This window comes from uncultured Duncaniella sp. (assembly GCF_910578445.1).
Lineage (GTDB): Bacteria > Bacteroidota > Bacteroidia > Bacteroidales > Muribaculaceae > Duncaniella.
In genome coordinates this window covers 126,247-143,914 of the sequence record NZ_CAJTQC010000001.1, presented here as the reverse complement: position 1 = coordinate 143,914, position 17,668 = coordinate 126,247, and the positions used below count along the sequence as shown (strand labels likewise).

At 46.9% G+C, this 17,668-nt stretch carries 16 protein-coding genes; 11 read left to right on the top strand and 5 right to left on the bottom strand.

Translation table 11 applies throughout. The annotated features are described in order from the left end of the window. Positions 1-45 precede the first annotated feature (45 nt). Complete coding sequence (locus tag QZ311_RS00560; RefSeq protein ID WP_297062762.1) at positions 46-828, bottom strand: sulfide/dihydroorotate dehydrogenase-like FAD/NAD-binding protein; 783 nt, start codon at positions 826-828, stop codon at positions 46-48. A gap of 50 nt (positions 829-878) precedes the next feature. Then, positions 879-1,421 carry a hypothetical protein gene (locus QZ311_RS00555; RefSeq protein WP_297062760.1) on the bottom strand — a complete coding sequence of 181 codons (543 nt, stop codon included), beginning with the start codon at positions 1,419-1,421 and terminating at the stop codon, positions 879-881. Between the two features lie 122 nt (positions 1,422-1,543). On the opposite strand from QZ311_RS00555, the gene QZ311_RS00550 reads away from it, so the two are divergent. The 5 genes from QZ311_RS00550 (at position 1,544) to QZ311_RS00530 (ending at position 5,676) form a co-directional block, all read left to right on the top strand. Beyond that, positions 1,544-2,929: an MATE family efflux transporter gene (locus QZ311_RS00550; protein WP_297062758.1), complete on the top strand. Its 1,386-nt coding sequence runs from the start codon at positions 1,544-1,546 to the stop codon at positions 2,927-2,929. Between the two features lie 156 nt (positions 2,930-3,085). After that, positions 3,086-3,859 (top strand): ion channel, encoded by a 774-nt coding sequence (locus QZ311_RS00545; protein WP_297062756.1) that lies wholly within the window; start codon positions 3,086-3,088, stop codon positions 3,857-3,859. Positions 3,860-3,934: 75 nt separating this feature from the next. After that, complete coding sequence (locus QZ311_RS00540) at positions 3,935-4,375, top strand: DUF5606 domain-containing protein (RefSeq protein WP_297062754.1); 441 nt, start codon at positions 3,935-3,937, stop codon at positions 4,373-4,375. Continuing rightward, positions 4,372-5,055: a hemerythrin domain-containing protein gene (locus tag QZ311_RS00535; RefSeq protein ID WP_297062752.1), complete on the top strand. Its 684-nt coding sequence runs from the start codon at positions 4,372-4,374 to the stop codon at positions 5,053-5,055. The genes QZ311_RS00540 and QZ311_RS00535 overlap by 4 nt, the downstream gene beginning before the upstream one ends. A 24-nt stretch (positions 5,056-5,079) precedes the next feature. Next, on the top strand, positions 5,080-5,676 hold the full coding sequence (locus QZ311_RS00530) for a LuxR C-terminal-related transcriptional regulator (RefSeq protein WP_297062750.1): 597 nt from the start codon (positions 5,080-5,082) through the stop codon (positions 5,674-5,676). A 96-nt stretch (positions 5,677-5,772) separates the two neighbouring features. Here QZ311_RS00530 and folE read toward each other — a convergent pair whose 3' ends face one another. The 3 genes from folE to tpiA form a co-directional block, all read right to left on the bottom strand. Then, positions 5,773-6,348, bottom strand: a complete 576-nt coding sequence (gene folE / locus QZ311_RS00525; RefSeq protein ID WP_297062748.1) for a GTP cyclohydrolase I FolE — start codon at positions 6,346-6,348, stop codon at positions 5,773-5,775. A 58-nt stretch (positions 6,349-6,406) separates the two neighbouring features. Further along, on the bottom strand, positions 6,407-6,898 hold the full coding sequence (locus QZ311_RS00520) for an SPOR domain-containing protein (protein WP_297062746.1): 492 nt from the start codon (positions 6,896-6,898) through the stop codon (positions 6,407-6,409). A 160-nt stretch (positions 6,899-7,058) separates the two neighbouring features. Then, on the bottom strand, positions 7,059-7,814 hold the full coding sequence (tpiA, locus tag QZ311_RS00515) for a triose-phosphate isomerase (RefSeq protein WP_297062744.1): 756 nt from the start codon (positions 7,812-7,814) through the stop codon (positions 7,059-7,061). A gap of 275 nt (positions 7,815-8,089) precedes the next feature. Between tpiA and purT the strand changes: the two genes are divergently transcribed. The 6 genes from purT (at position 8,090) to rnr (ending at position 17,642) form a co-directional block, all read left to right on the top strand. Further along, a complete protein-coding gene (gene purT / locus QZ311_RS00510; RefSeq protein WP_297062743.1) occupies positions 8,090-9,274 on the top strand; it encodes a formate-dependent phosphoribosylglycinamide formyltransferase in 1,185 nt (394 codons plus the stop codon). Between the two features lie 163 nt (positions 9,275-9,437). Beyond that, the gene (locus QZ311_RS00505; protein ID WP_297062740.1) at positions 9,438-10,997 is read left to right on the top strand and encodes a DUF6377 domain-containing protein; all 1,560 of its coding nucleotides are present in this window, start codon (positions 9,438-9,440) and stop codon (positions 10,995-10,997) included. 539 nt (positions 10,998-11,536) lie between these two features. After that, a complete protein-coding gene (folP, locus tag QZ311_RS00500) occupies positions 11,537-12,376 on the top strand; it encodes a dihydropteroate synthase (protein WP_297062738.1) in 840 nt (279 codons plus the stop codon). Positions 12,377-12,385: 9 nt separating this feature from the next. After that, positions 12,386-13,162 (top strand): diadenylate cyclase CdaA, encoded by a 777-nt coding sequence (cdaA, locus tag QZ311_RS00495; RefSeq protein WP_297062735.1) that lies wholly within the window; start codon positions 12,386-12,388, stop codon positions 13,160-13,162. A 192-nt stretch (positions 13,163-13,354) separates the two neighbouring features. Continuing rightward, positions 13,355-15,298 carry a DNA topoisomerase (ATP-hydrolyzing) subunit B gene (gyrB, locus tag QZ311_RS00490; RefSeq protein ID WP_297062733.1) on the top strand — a complete coding sequence of 648 codons (1,944 nt, stop codon included), beginning with the start codon at positions 13,355-13,357 and terminating at the stop codon, positions 15,296-15,298. 145 nt (positions 15,299-15,443) lie between these two features. Beyond that, entirely contained in the window at positions 15,444-17,642 is a 2,199-nt protein-coding gene (rnr, locus tag QZ311_RS00485) for a ribonuclease R (protein ID WP_297063042.1), read from the top strand. Positions 17,643-17,668: the final 26 nt, after the last annotated feature.

Below are 17,668 nucleotides of genomic sequence, written 5' to 3'. Positions count from 1 at the left end.
TTGTGGTTATTGAAAAATGGTGTTTTAACTTTAAAGGCTATTTGTCTAATTGTATGCTTTCAGACGCATTATCATTTCATCGAAATCGACTTTGTGCGCGTCAAATTCAGGACCGTCGATACATACAAATTTTGTTTTTCCGTCAACAGTCACACGGCATGCTCCACACATACCAGTTCCATCGACCATGATAGTGTTGAGTGACACCATTGTCGGGATGTCATATTTCTTGGTTGTCATGGCCACGAACTTCATCATTACGGCCGGTCCGATTGCCACGACAAGATCTACTTTTTCATTGGCGATGACTGATTCGACACCTGTGGTCACAAGTCCTTTCTGTCCTTTCGATCCGTCATCGGTCATAATCACAACCTCATCGCTGAATTCAGCTACTTCTTTTTCAAGGATGATCAGCTCTGAAGTTCGGGCGGCAAGTATTGAGACGACACGGTTTCCGGCCTCTTTCATCGCCTTTATTATCGGGAGGAGAGGGGCTACGCCTACTCCGCCGCCACAGCATACGACCGTGCCGACCTTCTCGATATGGGTCGCCTGTCCGAGAGGACCGACAATGTCAGTAAAACAATCCCCGGGTTCCAGCGCACAGATTTTTCGTGTGCTTTCACCGATAGCCTGCACAACCAGTGTGATTGTACCTTTTACGGTGTCAGCGTCGGATATTGTGAGGGGGATTCGTTCGCCTCCCTCTCCTGTACGCACGATGACGAAATGACCCGGACGGCGCGATTGGGCTATCATCGGGGCTTCAACGACAAGCTTGACTACATTTTCAGAGAAATGAACTTTCTCTACTATCTTATACATTGACATGGGTAGAATGGATGAGTGAATGGTTGGTCTATGTTGTTGATGATTTATTTCCGATATGTGATATTGCGTGTATGGATGATTTCTGAGTCCATTGACTGTAACTTTTCGACACGTTTTGTCCAGTTTCCGTAATCATCGAATTTAAGGTAAGTGTATTTTAGCACCTCGTCCTGATCGACGCTGTCGTAATCACGCTCTTTGAGAAGTCCGTTTTGTCCATATCTGTAATTCTGAGTCCAGATTTCATCTGCCGACTTTGATGTCACCTTTGACACACGGCCTGCGTTGTCATATGTAAGATTCATCTCAATAGTCGTGAAGATTTCTTCATTGTCTTCATAAGCATCTTCGACGATAATGGAAATCATACGTCCGAAGCTGTCGCGTTTACAATCTATGTCGCTGCCATCCATTTCAACGAGAAAACCTTTTTCGTCAAAGCAAAATTCATTTTGCCATTCGAGGCCGGCATCGTTCATCGTAATGCAGACAGAATCAACCGGGCCTTTCAGGCAGAACATCTTAAGGTCATTTGCATGGGCAAAAAGGCCAAATACAGAGGCTATAAAAAAAACAATTGCTTTCATTTTGTATTTATATCAGACATTGCTTGGTTCTCAACTTACAAAGTTACTATTAATATCTTAAACAAACGCTAAAATTTGCTAAAAATTAGCCTTATGACCAAAGAATTACTACATTTGTGGCAATGGAAACCGGTACAACAGAAATCAGCAAACTTAAAGAATTGAGCGAAGCCCCTGTAGGAAAACTTTTATGGAAATACAGCCTTCCTGCCGTTGTTGGTATGCTTGTCATGTCGCTCTATAATGTCATAGACCGTATTTTCATCGGTCAGTGGGTCGGTCCGGAAGCAATAGCCGGACTTGCGATTACATTTCCTGTCATGAATTTGTCGGCCGCCTTCGGTGTTCTGATCGGAGCCGGCGGCTCGGCCCGTATCTCAATTCTATTTGGTGCGCGGGATTATAAAGGAGCAAGCACGGTGCTGGGAAATGCACTTGTCGTCCTTGCAGTTATAATCTTTTGCTACCTCACATTGTTCGCCATATTTATCGATGATATTCTTATCGCCTTCGGAGCAAGTGAGGTGACGTTGCCGTATGCCCGCGATTTCATGCTATACATACTTCCGGGCATGTTTATGACGAATTTCTCGTTTACGTTCAATAATTTCATGCGTGCATCGGGTTATCCGGTGCGGGCGATGGTGACGATGTTTATCGGTGCTTTGTGCAATCTGGCGCTTGCTCCGTTTTTCATCTATTATCTTGAATGGGGGATAAAAGGCGCTGCGATAGCGACGGATATTTCAATGACTCTATCGGCTTTCTTTGTGCTGTCCCACTTTTTTTCATCGAAAAGCACTTTGCATTTCAAAGCTGAAAAAGAAATGTATCGAGTCCGCTTGCGTGTCATTCTGCCTGTTTTGTCAATCGGAGCTGCACCGTCAATGGTGAATGCGGCCGCATGTTTTATAAATGTCATTATAAATAAATCTCTTTATGCCCATGGAGGGGATACGGCCGTGGCTGCCGCAGGTATTTTTACGACATACACTTCGCTCATGACTATGGTCGTGGTCGGCATATGCCAAGGGATGCAGCCTGTTATCGGTTATAACTATGGCGCAGGAAAAATACATCGTCTTCGTCGCACTTACTGGCTGGCCGTCGGTGTATCGACCTGTATAGTCTCCCTCGGTCAGCTTGCCGGTCTGACAATCCCTGACCAGATTGGCCGTGCGTTTACGACTGATGCGGGACTTATAGCAGAAACATCGCGGTGTCTTCACATATCTATGCTGGCATTTACCGTCGTCGGGTTTCAGGTTGTGTCAACGACTCTTTTCCAGTCAATAGGCAAGGCTTCAGCCTCCATATTTCTGTCTTTGACGCGTCAGGTTCTTTTCCTCATACCTCTTCTGTTGGTCCTGCCTCCTAAATTCGGGCTTGATGGTGTATGGGCTGCCTTTCCGACATCCGACCTCATAGCGACGGTTGTCACGTGTGTGATGGTGGCCTATCAGTTTGCACAGTTCCGCAAGCGCGAAAAGGAGCTTACTGTGGCATGATTGTGCACACGAGGGACTATGGCTGATTTCGCCATCATTCTGCAATGTCGTGTTGGATGAGAGGCGTGTAAGAAACAAAAAATATAATTGCTTGTTACAGTTATATAGCCGTTTATGGTTATGTAAAGTAAGTCACGTCAATTATTTGTTTAAGTCATGCGTCAACAGTTCCAGTTAAGCGAATCCCGGCAGAAGGTGATGAGGACGATGCACTTCGGTGTGATTGTCCTGTCAATGCTGATGATAACTCTCATCACTCTTGATACACTTCGCAATGTGTCGTTTCTTGCCGACAGCACATATCTGCGCGTCCAGTTCTGGTGTTGTCTCTTTTTTATCGCGGATGTTCTGGTCGAGATGAGCTTTGCTCCTAAAAGATGGATGTATTTCAGACATCATATACTGTTTCTTCTCATATCGATACCCTATCTTAACATAATCCACCATTTTGACATACATGTAAACGGACATCTGCAATATATATTAAGATTTGTCCCGATGGTGCGTACCGCATATGTGTTTACGATAGTGACAGGCGTGACTGCATCGGTCAGATGGGCTAAAAATATGCTGATGACTTATATGATAGTGCTTATAGTTGCCGTATATTTTTGTTCGCTGACATTTTTTGTGTCAGAACATGAAGTCAATCCGTCAGTTCCTGATTATTGGTCGTCGCTGTTGTGGTCAATCATGAGCCTGACCACTGCCGGTTGTTCGATTCATGCAATGACGGTTACCGGCCGTGTCCTTGGCGTGGTATTGTCGGCGGTCGGACTGATTTTCTTCCCGATTTTTACGGTCTTCCTGACCGACAGTTATGCCAATCAGTCAGCCGCGGATGAAGATGGGCATGCCACCACGGTTTCGGGAGGCGATAACGCGCCTGAAACATCCTCAAAAGTCAAATCCGGCAATCAGACTGAATGAAAATTTTGTGGCATTCCCTAAAATTCGTATCTTTGCCGACGCTAAATCAAACTAAAAAATCATTAATCGACAACCATGCTCAAAACAATCCTTTCAATATCCGGCCGTCCCGGCCTCTACCGTCTGGTAAACCGTGGTAAGAATATGCTTATCGTCGAGTCGATTTCGACAAAAAAGCGCACTCCGGCCTATGCTCACGACAAGGTTATTTCTCTTGGCGATATCTCGATTTACACAGAGGCCGATGATGTGCCTCTGACCGATGTGCTTGAGTCTGTCAAGGAAAAGAATAACGGCCAGCCTGTCGACATCAAGGCTATTGGCGACGATGCAGCAGTGCGTGAGTATTTCGCTGAGATTCTTCCCGAATTTGATCGTGAAAGAGTTTACACATCCGACATCAAGAAACTCCTCACATGGTATAATCTTCTTCTTGAAGGCGGCATCACTGAGTTTGCCGACAAGGAGGCGTCATCGCCTGAAGTCGAATCAGCCCCCGAAAGCGAGGAGAAGTGAGAAGTAACAGACTTTTTACCGCCAAGGACAGTGTGGTCGAATTGATAGAACATGACTACAACGTCCTCACTGTCCTTAGCCGTTTTTCTCTTCCACTTGGATTTGGTCAAAAATCCATCGGTGAGCTTTGCGAGGAGTCTGGCATACATACAGATGCGTTTTTGCTGATAATCAATTTTCTCCTGACAGGTGAAATAGATCCGGTTTCGATTATTAAGGTCAGCCCGACCGATGTTGTGTATTTCCTCCATAACTCCCATGACTATTATCTCTCCTATAAACTTCCGCATATAAGGGCCAATCTGATTTCGGCTCTTGACGAGAACCACAGCGACATCAATCCTATTATTGTCAAGTTCTTTGACGATTATACCGCTCTTGTGCGCCAGCATTTTAATTATGAGGAAAATGTCGTGTTCCCCTATGTGCGGAAACTCTCCGAACATATAAATTCGGATTATAGCATAGATGTGTTCAGACGTCATCACGATGACGAGATTGAAGAAAAGCTTTCGGAACTGAAGAATATCATACTGCGCTACTATTCCACCTCTATGCCATTCAGAATGTATGACGCACTGGCTGACATATATAATTGTGAAGAAGATTTGAAATCGCATTCACAAATCGAAAACGACATATTAATCCCCATGATTTCTAAAATCGAGGGACATAATTAAAAACATTCAGTCAAACATTGCCATATGCGTCACATCTCAATAGCTCTAATGATGCCTTCGGCCATACTGGCATCGGGATTGACATCTGTCATTCGACGGTTGTCTGATGTACAATGTTCTATAACCGAGATTGGTGGCGAAAATTATTTTGAGGAGCTTTCAAAGCTTCATCCGTCAATACTGATTGTAGATCCTGTGAATTGCCCGCTTCAGTGGGATGCTCTTAAGAGCTCGTCTTCTTCGCCGATTAAAATTATAGCGGTGCTTGTCCAGCAGATGCCTAAAGAAAGTCTGAAATGGTTTGACGATACGATTTCTGTCTATGACACGGCTGCGACTATCATGGAGACAGTGCGCCGGAATGCTATGACAGGGGAGGATGATGACAGGGGTAAGGAGCTCAGCCCGCGTGAAAAAGAGGTGATTGTCGGTATCGTCAAGGGACTTTCAAACAAAGAAATCGCATCGGAAATGAATGTGTCGGTCAATACGGTGATGACACATCGTCGCAACATTGCAGCGAAACTTCACATCCATACTCCGGCGGGCCTTACGATATATGCGATAGTTTCAAATCTTGTGAAGCTCGAAGATATAAAATCCGACATGGGCAAACTGTAAATCAGTCTGCCTGATGGCTGTTGCTGATTGAGGCCATACGGCGGATGATTTAAACGTGGAGAGTGTATATGGTCTGTCCGGACCGAAAGCTTGGACCTAATGGGCAAGTGCTTTGAAAAATTCTTCTCTTAATGCCGGTGACTCGTTGAATATTCCGGCAGTTTCAATGGTAGTAGTTGCGGAGTTTTGCTTTTCGACGCCTCGCATTTTCATACATAAGTGATCTCCTGTGCAAGCGACCATTACCCCTTTGGCATTTAATTTTTCCATTACCAGATTGCATATCTGGGCTGTCAGTCGTTCCTGAACCTGCAGGCGGCGGGCATAAAAATCCACCAGTCGGGCAAGTTTGCTTAGTCCGATTGTTTTTCCGTTCGGTATATATCCGATGGATACTTTCCCGAAGAATGGTAATATATGGTGCTCGCATAAAGAGTAGAATTCGATATCCTTGACCAATACCATTCTTGACCCTTCATGTGAAAAAATGGCTTCGTTGATTATCTCATCGGCGTCCTGACGATATCCGCGTGTTACATAGGCCATTGCTTTGGCTGCGCGCATCGGGGTCTTGACCAGTCCTTCACGTGTGACATCTTCGCCAAGAAGACGTAGGATCGCTTCGTAATGTCCTGCGATTTCTTTTATGGTCTCTTCGCTAAATTCTCTCACTTTCTATATGCTTTTTAGTTGTGGTGATGGTGCGTGGACTTTTCTATGGCATGGTGGATTATTCATGTATGTTTACGCGGTCGCGCACCACACGTATTTCCTTGCTGTATGATGGAAAAGCTTTGCGCAGTTCGTCGGCAGCGGCATTCGCCTCTTTCTGCGTTTTGAAGTCTCCGACCTTTAGTCGCCAATAAGGAGACGTGTACATTACGTAGGTCTGATAGTTTGGGAAACGGGATGAAATCACGCGCTGTTTGGAACGAGCTTCGTTTTTGGCTGTGCGTGCATTGTTGTCGCTGAAAACCTGAACTCGATAGCCGGCCATGCGCCCGTTGACAGGACGTGCCGTCTGGTCGTCTTTCTCACGGTCTTTTGTTTCATCTTCAACCGGGGTTGTTACAGGGAGCAGTCGCTTAAGCAGTTTTTCAGGTTGATTGATGACATTGGAATTGCCGCTTGTAATATGGTCGACGATTGTCACAACTTCAGTCTCTGCCTGAATCAGCGGAGCGGTGGCGAGAAGCATCAGGGTGAAGGCGATTGATTTCATAAAGATGGCAATAGGGGAGTCTGGTAGTCGATGTTGTAGACTGTATGTTTTTAATCCCATGCGGACACGTTGTAATGAGTGTGTCCGCATGGAATTTATTATGAAGCCGTTTAAATTGTTTTTGCTACGGCGTTTCGGATTTAGTGCTGAGACTTTTTGATCAGAATGCGTTTACGATGCCCATGAACGATTCTGCTTCGAGAGCAGCGCCGCCGATGAGGCCGCCGTCAACGTCGGGTTTTGCAAAAAGCTGGGCTGCGTTTGAAGGCTTGCAGCTACCTCCGTAAAGGATTGAGGTGTTATCAGCCACTTCTGCGCCATATTTGTCAGCGATAGTCTTGCGGATGAAGGCGTGGATTTCCTGAGCCTGATCATCGGTTGCGGTCTTACCTGTTCCGATAGCCCAGACGGGTTCGTAGGCGATGACGATTTTTCCGAATTCTTCAGCGTCGAGGTTGAAGAGGCCTTCCTCAAGCTGAGCCTTGACTACATCGAAGTAGCTGCCGTCTTCGCGCTGCTCAAGCACTTCGCCGATGCAGAAGATAGGGGTGAGGCCATTGTCGAGGGCGAGGCGCACCTTTTCGCGAAGGGTCTCAGAGGTTTCTCCGTAGTACTGGCGACGCTCAGAGTGACCGAGGATGACATAAGTAGCACCTGTCGAGGCAACCATGGGGGCTGAAACCTCGCCAGTGTAAGCGCCGGAACGGTGGTCGGCGCAGTTCTCTGCTCCAAGGCCTAATTTGTTCTTGTCAATTACGTTGTTGATTGAAGCAAGGTGTGTGAAAGGTACACAGATTACCACGTCGCACTTGGGAGTTGCATTGGCGAGAGCTGCGTTTACTTCCTCTGCGAGCTTGATGCCTTCAGGCAGCGTGGTGTTCATCTTCCAGTTGCCTGCTACGATATTCTTTCTCATTTTTTACCTTAATTAAATGTGGTTATGAAAATTCGTGGACAAAATTAGCTATTTCCGTTGAATTATTCAACCTGATTTTGTCTTAATTGAAACTTAAAGTTAGTGAAGAAGCCTAACGTTGCTGTATTACGGCAGTTTTTATTGTGGATTTCACCTTGATTGCAGCTTTCTTGCCGAAAGGCCTTTAATTCTGCGGTTACTTGAAAAAAAATGGCTAAATTTGCAAAGGAAAAAAGCATAACTAATCAATTATATCTCATTTTTACATTTATCAGATGGCAAAAATAGGAAGCAAATGGACCGGAAGCGGCCGCAAGGCCATGCTTTTAGGCAGTGGAGAATTAGGTAAGGAAGTGGCTATCGAATTGCAGCGCATGGGAATCGAGGTTGTCGCATGCGATAAGTATCCGAATGCGCCGGCGATGCACATTGCCGATAGCAGCCGTGTCTTCAGCATGCTCGACGCAGATGCTCTGCGCGAGGCAATTGTGGAGGAAAAGCCTGATCACATTATCCCTGAAGTGGAGGCAATCGCTACCCCGGTTCTCGTTGACCTTGAAGAAAAAGGCTACAATGTCACACCTACTGCAAAAGCCGCTCTTCTGACAATGAACCGTGAAGGCATTCGCCGTCTTGCAGCGGAAGAACTTGGAGTCGCAACGTCGCCCTATCGCTTTGCGTCCGATTTCGAGGAATTCAAGCAGGCGGTCGAGGCTGTTGGTATCCCTTGTGTGGTGAAGCCTATAATGTCGTCGAGCGGTCACGGACAGAGTGTGGTTAAATCCGAAGAAGACATAGAGAAGTCTTGGAAAATTGCACAGGAGGGCGGTCGTGCAGGCGCCGGACGTGTAATCGTCGAAGGCTTTGTTAAGTTTGATTATGAAATCACCCTCCTGACTGTGCGTTCGGTTGCAGGAACTTCATTCTGTGAGCCAATCGGTCATATTCAGGTTGACGGTGATTACCGATATTCATGGCAGCCTCAGGCAATGACTCCGGAGGCCAAGGCTAAGGCTCAGGAAATTGCCCGCAAGGTTACAGACGCGCTTGGAGGTTATGGAATTTTCGGCGTGGAACTGTTCATAAAGGGCGATGAAGTAATCTTTAGCGAGGTTTCTCCCCGTCCTCACGATACAGGTATGGTGACTATGATTTCGCAGGAACTTAGCGAATTTGCACTCCATGCCCGTGCTCTTGCCGGACTCCCTGTGCCTGAAATCCGTTTTTATGGCCCGTCGGCATCGCGCGCCGTTGTCGTTGAGGGCGACAGCAATGAAATTGTGATGGATTGTCTGGAAAAAGTGCTTGAAGAACCGGGCGTTCAGATGCGCATTTTCGGCAAACCGGAGATAAAAGGACATCGTCGCATGGCCGTGATACTTGCTACCGCCGACTCAGTGGAGGAGGCTCGTGCCAAGGCTGACCGTGCATACGGCAAACTGAAGGTGGAAGTGCTTTAGGGCACTTCCTCTCCTCACGTTATAGCATAAATACCTTGAATCGCCTACCTGCCCATCTGCTGCAAATGTATTTAAAATACAATCCTGTTCGGGAAGATAAGTAACAACACATATTCGTTATCAACCATAAATGCACAGATATATCTCTCTTATCATTTCAATAATGTCGGCATTGATCCTTGCCCAGTCTGCGAGTTCAAAGACTGTGATCGGAGCGGCAGAAGTGGAATCGATACTTAAACGTCTTGACACCGAGCTTAATCGCCGTGATGTCTATCTGAACATGCGTCACGCGACTATTGACTCCCTCAAGGCTGTGGTCGCCGGCCGGAACATCTCGGACGAGGAACGTCTTGAATGTCTGTTACAGCTTGGCGACAGTTACAATGTGTTAAATACGGATTCGGCTTTGACTTTCTATGCTAAGGGCTATGCTTTGTCTTCGTCTCTTGGGATAGATTCGATAAGTACCCGTTTCAACCTTCGGACGGCTACATACCTGCCGTTGCTCGCGTTTATAACAGAGGCCGCCGATCGGTTCAGCACTATCGATCCGTCGGCTCTTCCCGAGGGGCTGATGCCGGAATATTACGACGCTGCCAGGCAGATGTATTCATATATCGCTTTGTACTACATCAACTATCCTGAGATATATGACCCATACATTAAAAAGTCGCAGGATGCGCAGGCCAAACTGCTTCCGCTTCTTGAAGACGGTTCGCCTCGGTTCTTGTTGAATCAAGGTGAATATTTCTTCCATCATCAGCAATATTCAAGGGCAAAGGCCGTGCTGCTAATGCTTCTTGAGCGTATCCCGGAAGAAGATAACCTCTATGCTCGAGCCTCTCATCTGCTTGCCGATATTGCCAAGGCCAGAGGTGAGCACAACGCATATGTCTACTATCTTGCGTTGTCGGCAATAGCCGATACCCGTGGGGCGACGCTTGAAGTGTCGTCTCTGCAGGAGCTTGGGCGTATAATGTATCTGCACGGAGATGTGAAACAAGCCTATGATTATCTTTCGGCGGCGCTGTCTGAGGCTGTCGAGTGTAACGCTCCGCTGCGCATACTGCAATCGTCAAATATTTTCCCGATTATAGAGAGCGCTCATAAAGCTGAACTCCGGAGATCGACAATCAGGATTTATATCGTCATGTCTATAATGGCTCTGCTGCTCGCGGTGTTGGCTGTTACGCTCTACATATTAAATAGGAAAAACAGGCTGATGAACCGCATGGCTCAGAAACTCGAAGAGGCTAATAACACAAAAGACGTTTATATCTCGCAATTCCTGAATCTTTGTTCCATTTATATGGATAAGCTAAATCAGTTTAATAAGATGGTCAATCGTAAAATAACCACCGGCAAGGTCGACGACCTTCTTAAACTGACGAAACAAGGCAAGTTCATAGAGGAACAATCCAAGGAATTCTATGATGTGTTTGACGATGCCTTCCTTCATATTTATCCAAGCTTTGTGTCGGAGGTCAACAAGCTTCTGCGGGAAGAGGAACGTATAGTTCTCCGGGAAGGCGAGAAGCTTAACACCGATCTTCGAATCATCGCTTTTATGAGGCTCGGCATAGAGGAGAGCACGCGGATTGCACAGATGCTCAATTATTCCGTCTATACAATCTACACTTATCGCAACAAGCTTAAGAATCGTGCCATCTCGCGTGACACATTTGAGGATGATGTGATGAAGATAAAATCCATGGCGTAAGGGGTGGATTTGTTTCAAAATACTATATCATCGGATATAAAAACAGGCTTGATTTTCTAAACAGCTTCTATATTTTTGTGTTAATCGGAAATAATTAAACGGCTTGTTATCAATTTAATAATGTTGTAAAGTTGTTTATATTTCCTCAATTTACGATTTCATGTCTTGTAGAGGTGGAGAAATAGCTATAATTTTGCAATGGAAAGATGCACAAGACGCGATTTTCGCTTAAGCATTTTTCCTCACTACGATAACAACAAATTTGCATATTTTTAGTTTTAGGGTTAGTATAGATTGTTAGTATCTTAGCGTAAATTCATTAGTTATATGAGAAGAATTGCATAATAGTAAATGTGTTTTTATGTTAGGTTTGTAGAGTCTTATTGCTAAGACAACAATACGACTTCTCCGTGAGGAGAGGTCGTATTGTCGTTTATACCTCTTTATGCGCTTTTGGATGATGCGGTTTGGATATGATATGGATTTTTGTTAATTTCGCAGGTCAAAACATAAGTTTGCAATTCATTCTTGATATCAATATGTTTCAGCCATTTTCTTTAAACATACGAGGCGAGCATCGCTCCTGTTCCCGGCCTTTGGTTATGGGGATTGTAAATGTCACTCCTGACTCATTTTTTGACGGGTCTCGCACGATGGATGAGGAGGCTATTGCCGAAAGGGTGCTGCGACAGGTCTCCGATGGCGCTGACATCATTGATATCGGTGCTTATTCATCACGCCCGGGGGCTGCAGATGTCTCTCCCGAGGAGGAAATTGCGCGACTGAGGACCGGTATGCGCGTTTTGCGCTCGGTGGCTCCCGATGTTCTCGTGTCGGTGGATACATTTCGTGCTTGTGTGGCGCGCGAGGCAATCGAGGATATGGGCGCTGATATGATTAATGATATATCTGGCGGAGACCTTGACCGCGACATGTTCAGCACGGTTGCCGGCATGCGTGTGCCGTATATACTGATGCACATGCGTGGCACTCCATCCACAATGCAGACGATGACGGATTACAACGATGTCAGTGCGGATGTCATAGCTGATCTTTCGCGTAAGCTCAGAGAACTGAGGCTGCTTGGTGTGGCGGATGTGATAGTCGATCCCGGTTTCGGGTTCGGCAAGACCACTGAGCAGAATTTTGAGATGATGCGCAATCTTGAATGTTTCGGTGCGCTTGGATGCCCTGTTTTGGTCGGCATCTCACGTAAGTCGATGATAACCCGCACTTTTGACATCACTCCTGCCGAGGCGCTTGCGCCGACTGTCGCTCTCAACACAATCGCGCTTACTCGCGGAGCGGCTATCCTGCGTGTTCACGATGTGAAAGAAGCGGTCTATACAGTGAGGTTATTCGAATTGGCAACCCTCTAAACTTAAGTTATGGATCATTTTGGCCTAAAAGATGCGTTTGATATTGCGATAGTCGCACTCCTGTTGTTCTACCTATATAGAATAATGAAAGAGAGTGGTACGCTTAATATTTTTTTTGGCGTGCTCGCTTTCATCGTTGTCTGGGTGCTGACGTCACAGATTCTTGAACTTAAATTGCTTGGCTCGATTCTTGACCAGTTTATGGGAATCGGACTTCTTGTGCTTGTCATCCTGTTTCAGGACCAGATAAAACGCTTCCTCGTTGAGCTTGGCGACCATAAGCGTTGGCGCTTCCTTAAAAATCTGTTTCGTCACGACAAGGGAGGTGCGTCGTCTGACAGGCGCAAGTATGTTTTGCCTATAGTCTATGCCTGTATGAATATGTCGAAGACTAAGACAGGCGCGCTCATAGTGATCCGGCAGGAGATTCCATTGGAGTCATATGAAAAAAGTGGCGATATAATTGACGCGGACATCAATTCGCGTTTGATTGAAAATATATTTTTTAAAAACTCGCCTCTCCATGACGGAGCGATGATCATAGACCACGACCGCATCAGGAGCGCCGGATGCATTCTCCCTGTAAGCCATGACCGTAATGTCCCGCGAGCGCTGGGATTGCGCCATAGGTCGGCGCTTGGTATATCGCAGGCTACCGATGCTTTTGCTATCGTTGTATCCGAGGAAACAGGCAATATATCTGTAGCCCACAGGGGGGCGCTTACCACACGCCTGAGCTCCACCGAGCTTGAACATCGCCTCTCGTTGGCGATGGCCAATGATTGATAGCCCCCTATTGCGAGGGCTTATCGGCGCGTGAGGCGCGATTTATTTGCGCTTTCCGTTTGTCGGTGTGGGGAAATTTTTGTAATTTTGTTTGCTCAAAAGCTTGTCGCCTGTTTCTGGAGCATTTGCATCCGGATGGTGGCGGCAATATGAATTGTGAAACTATTTCGAGAAATCATTTTTAACCAGACTATGTCAGAAGACAAAGAACGCGAAGAGGCGTATAGCGCCAGCAATATTCAGGTGCTTGAGGGACTTGAAGCCGTAAGAAAACGTCCCGCCATGTATATTGGCGACATCAGTTTCAAAGGACTTCATCATCTTGTCTACGAGGTTGTCGACAACTCTATCGACGAAGCTCTTGCAGGCTATGCCACACATATTGAAGTAACCATCAATAAGGACAACTCGATTACCGTTGTTGACAATGGTCGTGGTATCCCGGTCGACATGCATGAGAAAGAGCATAAGAGTGCTCTTGAGGTTGTGTTGACCGTGCTGCACGCAGGTGGTAAGTTTGATAAAGGCTCTTACAAGGTTTCCGGTGGTCTTCATGGCGTAGGCGTGTCGTGTGTGAATGCGCTTTCGACCTATCTCCGTGCGGAAGTACGTCGCGACGGCAAGATTTACATGCAGGAATACTCGTGTGGCAAACCCACATCCGAACTGAAGGTTATCGGAGAAAGCGACACGACAGGAACTACTGTCACATTCTTGCCTGACGCATCGATTTTTACTGTGACAGAGTATGATTACGACACTCTTGCAAATCGTCTGCGCGACCTTGCGTTCCTTAATGCCGGAATCACTCTGATTCTGACCGATATGCGAAAACTCGATGCCGAAGGCAATCCGCGAACGGAGACTTTCTATTCGCGCGACGGTCTTCGTGAGTTTGTTCTGTATCTTGACTCAAACAAGGAATCGCTTATTAACGACGTAATTCATCTCAACACCGAGCGTCAGGGGATTCCTGTCGAGGTTGCGCTGACCTACAACAATACATATAATGAGAATGTATATTCGTTTGTCAACAATATCCATACTATAGAAGGCGGCACGCATCTCACCGGTTTCCGTCGCGGTCTCACTACGACACTTAAGAAATATGCCGAGGACAACAAGCTCCTTGAAAAATGTAAGGTTGAAGTGTCAGGCGACGACTTCCGTGAGGGTCTGACTGCTGTTATCTCTGTCAAAGTGCTCGAACCGCAGTTCGAAGGCCAGACAAAGACCAAACTCGGCAATAGCGAAGTGCAGGGTGCGGTATCTGCGGCTGTAAGCGAGGCTCTCAGATATTATCTTGAGGAACATCCCCGTCAGGCCCGTACGATAGTTGAAAAGATCGTGCTTGCCGCACAGGCCCGTCATGCTGCGATGAATGCCCGTCAGAAAATACAGCGCAAATCGCCGCTTGCCGGAGGCGGACTTCCCGGAAAACTTGCCGACTGTTCCTCTCGCCATGCCGAAGATTGCGAACTGTTCCTTGTCGAGGGTGACTCGGCAGGCGGAACGGCAAAGCAGGGCCGCAACCGTACATTCCAGGCTATTCTCCCGCTTCGCGGTAAAATCCTTAACGTCGAGAAGGCAATGGACCACAAGATTCTTGACAATCAGGAAATCACAAGCCTCTATCGTGCAATGCGCGTGACCATTGGCACTGAGGAAGACCCCATGGCAATCAATCTTTCGCGTCTTGCCTATCACAAGATTATAATCATGACCGATGCAGATGTCGATGGCAGCCATATCGCTACGCTCCTGATGACATTCTTCTTCCGCCGCATGCGTCCCATCATTGAACAAGGTTATCTATATCTCGCGACTCCGCCACTCTACAAATGCTCGATTCGTGGGAAAAAAGAAGAATATTGCTGGACCGACGCACAGGTGCAGCAGTTCATCGCAATCAATGGCGAGAAAACCAAGGTGCAGCGCTACAAAGGTCTCGGTGAGATGAGCGCGGAAGAACTTCGCGACACCACAATGGATCCTGAACAGCGTCTGCTCAAGCAGGTGACCATCAGTGATGCTGTCGAAGCAGACCGCATCTTCTCGATGCTTATGGGCGAGGATGTCGCTCCGCGTCGCGACTTTATCGAGGCAAATGCCAATTACGCCAACATCGACGCCTGATTGTTCTCTGCATTTCACGGCTGTTTAAACGATTTAGCCTATCTAAACGTTTATTCATAAAATAAATCATCAATTTCTACTCACCTCGTATCTTATGGCTCAATCAAAGAATGCAGTTGCCGGTTCGCGAAACAATATTGCCCTCATGAAGAAGGTGAATGAATTTGTTGCGCAGCAAAAGAACAACACATATAATTATAAGCAAGTGGCACATGCCATTGGTGCTACCACCACTACGCAGCAACGCAACATTGCGTTGCTGCTGGTGGAAATGGCTTTTAATGGCGAGATAATCGAAGTGTCGCCCGGTAAATACAAGTCGCCCCAGCGAGGAAACGATGCCACGGGCATCTTTGTGCGCAGGAGCAACGGCAAGAATTCGGTAATTACAGATGCCGATGGCGAAACTATATTCGTTGCCGAGCGTAATTCGATGAGAGCCCTCAATGGCGACAAGGTGCGCGTCAGTATTGCAGCCCATCGTCGTGGCGCTGAGCCTGAGGCCGAAGTCGTGGAGATTATCGAGAAGAAAGAACAGACATTCATCGGCACATTGAAGGTCGACAGACATTTCGCATACCTCTTGACCGATTCGAAATATCTCGCTACTGATATTTTCATCCCGAAGTCTAAGCTCAAAGGTGGGCGAACCGGTGATAAGGCTGTGGTAAAGATTGTCGAATGGAAAGAGGATTGTAAAAATCCGAGTGGAGAAGTCATTGACATTCTTGGCCGTACCGGCGAGAACAACACTGAAATCCATGCGATACTTGCCGAATTCGGTCTCCCTTACAAGTATCCTGCTGCTGTCGAGAAGGCCGCCGATAAAATTGATGCCGGAATTACGGAGGAAGTTATCGCTCAGCGTCTCGACATGCGTGATGTCCTCACGTTCACAATAGACCCGGCGGATGCGAAAGACTTCGATGATGCCCTCTCGTTCCGGGTGCTTCCAAACGGGCACTACGAAATTGGAGTCCATATCGCAGACGTCACCCACTATGTACGTCCTGATACTATAATTGATCGTGAGGCGCAGAAGCGTGCCACATCTGTGTATCTGGTTGACCGCGTTGTCCCGATGCTTCCCGAGCACCTGTGTAATGGCATATGTTCATTGCGTCCTGATGAAGAGAAACTTGCCTTTTCGGTCATTTTCCATATGGATGACGAGGCCAAGGTCATCAGTTCGAAAATTGCCCGCACTGTCATCAAGTCGAATCGACGTTTTGCCTATGAAGAGGCTCAGCAAGTCATAGAGACCGGCCTTGGCGATTGCGTAGAGGCCATCCAGAAGCTCAATGAGCTGGCAAAAATTATGCGTCGCCAGCGATATGAGAATGGCTCTGTCGAGTTTGACCGTGCTGAAGTTAAATTCCATATTGACGATAATGGCAAGCCTCTTGGAGTCTTCTTTAAGGTTTCAAAGGATGCCAACAAGTTGATTGAGGAGTTCATGTTGCTTGCCAACCGTACGGTTGCGACTTTCGTCGGAAAGCCTAAGGACAAGAAAAAGCCAAAGGCATTTGTCTACCGTGTTCACGATGTGCCTGACCCGACACGCCTTGCTGACCTTTCAGCCATAGCACGTGCTTTCGGCTACAAGGTGAAGGCTTCCGGAACTCCACGTGAAATCAATCGCTCGATCAATAAGATGCTGTCAGAGGTAAAAGGCCGCGGTGAGGAAAACTATCTGGCGACACTTGCTATCCGCTCGATGGCAAAGGCCGTGTATACAACCGACAATATCGGACACTACGGTCTTGGATTTGACTACTACACGCATTTCACTTCGCCAATCCGCCGTTATCCCGACATGATGGTTCACCGTCTGCTCGAACGTTATATGGCCGGAGGCCGCAGCGTCAATCTTCAGAAACTTGAAGACCAGTGCAAGCATTCCAGTGACATGGAACAGACGGCGGCAATGGCCGAGCGTTCGTCAATCAAATACAAGCAGGTTGAGTATATGCAGGAACATATCGGTGAGACATATTCAGGAATTATTTCCGGCGTTACCGAATGGGGACTGTATATTGAGCTTAATGACAATCTGTGTGAAGGTCTCGTCCCGATGCGTGACCTTGCCGACGACTACTATGATTTTGATGAGAAGAACCATTGTCTTGTCGGTCGTCGCTACAATCACCGTTATCGTCTTGGCGACAATGTCGACATCAAGGTCGCACGTGCGGACCTTGAAAAGAAACAGCTTGATTTCGTCCTGCTCGATGACAAAGGTCAGACCTTGCGTCGGGAAGGTGAAGATGATCTCGGGAAAAAAGTGACTGTGGCCGAGGCTCTTTCAAGTAACCACGGAAAGAAGAAACGCCGCCGTAAATAATAAGGTAGAATATTTTATATCAGATA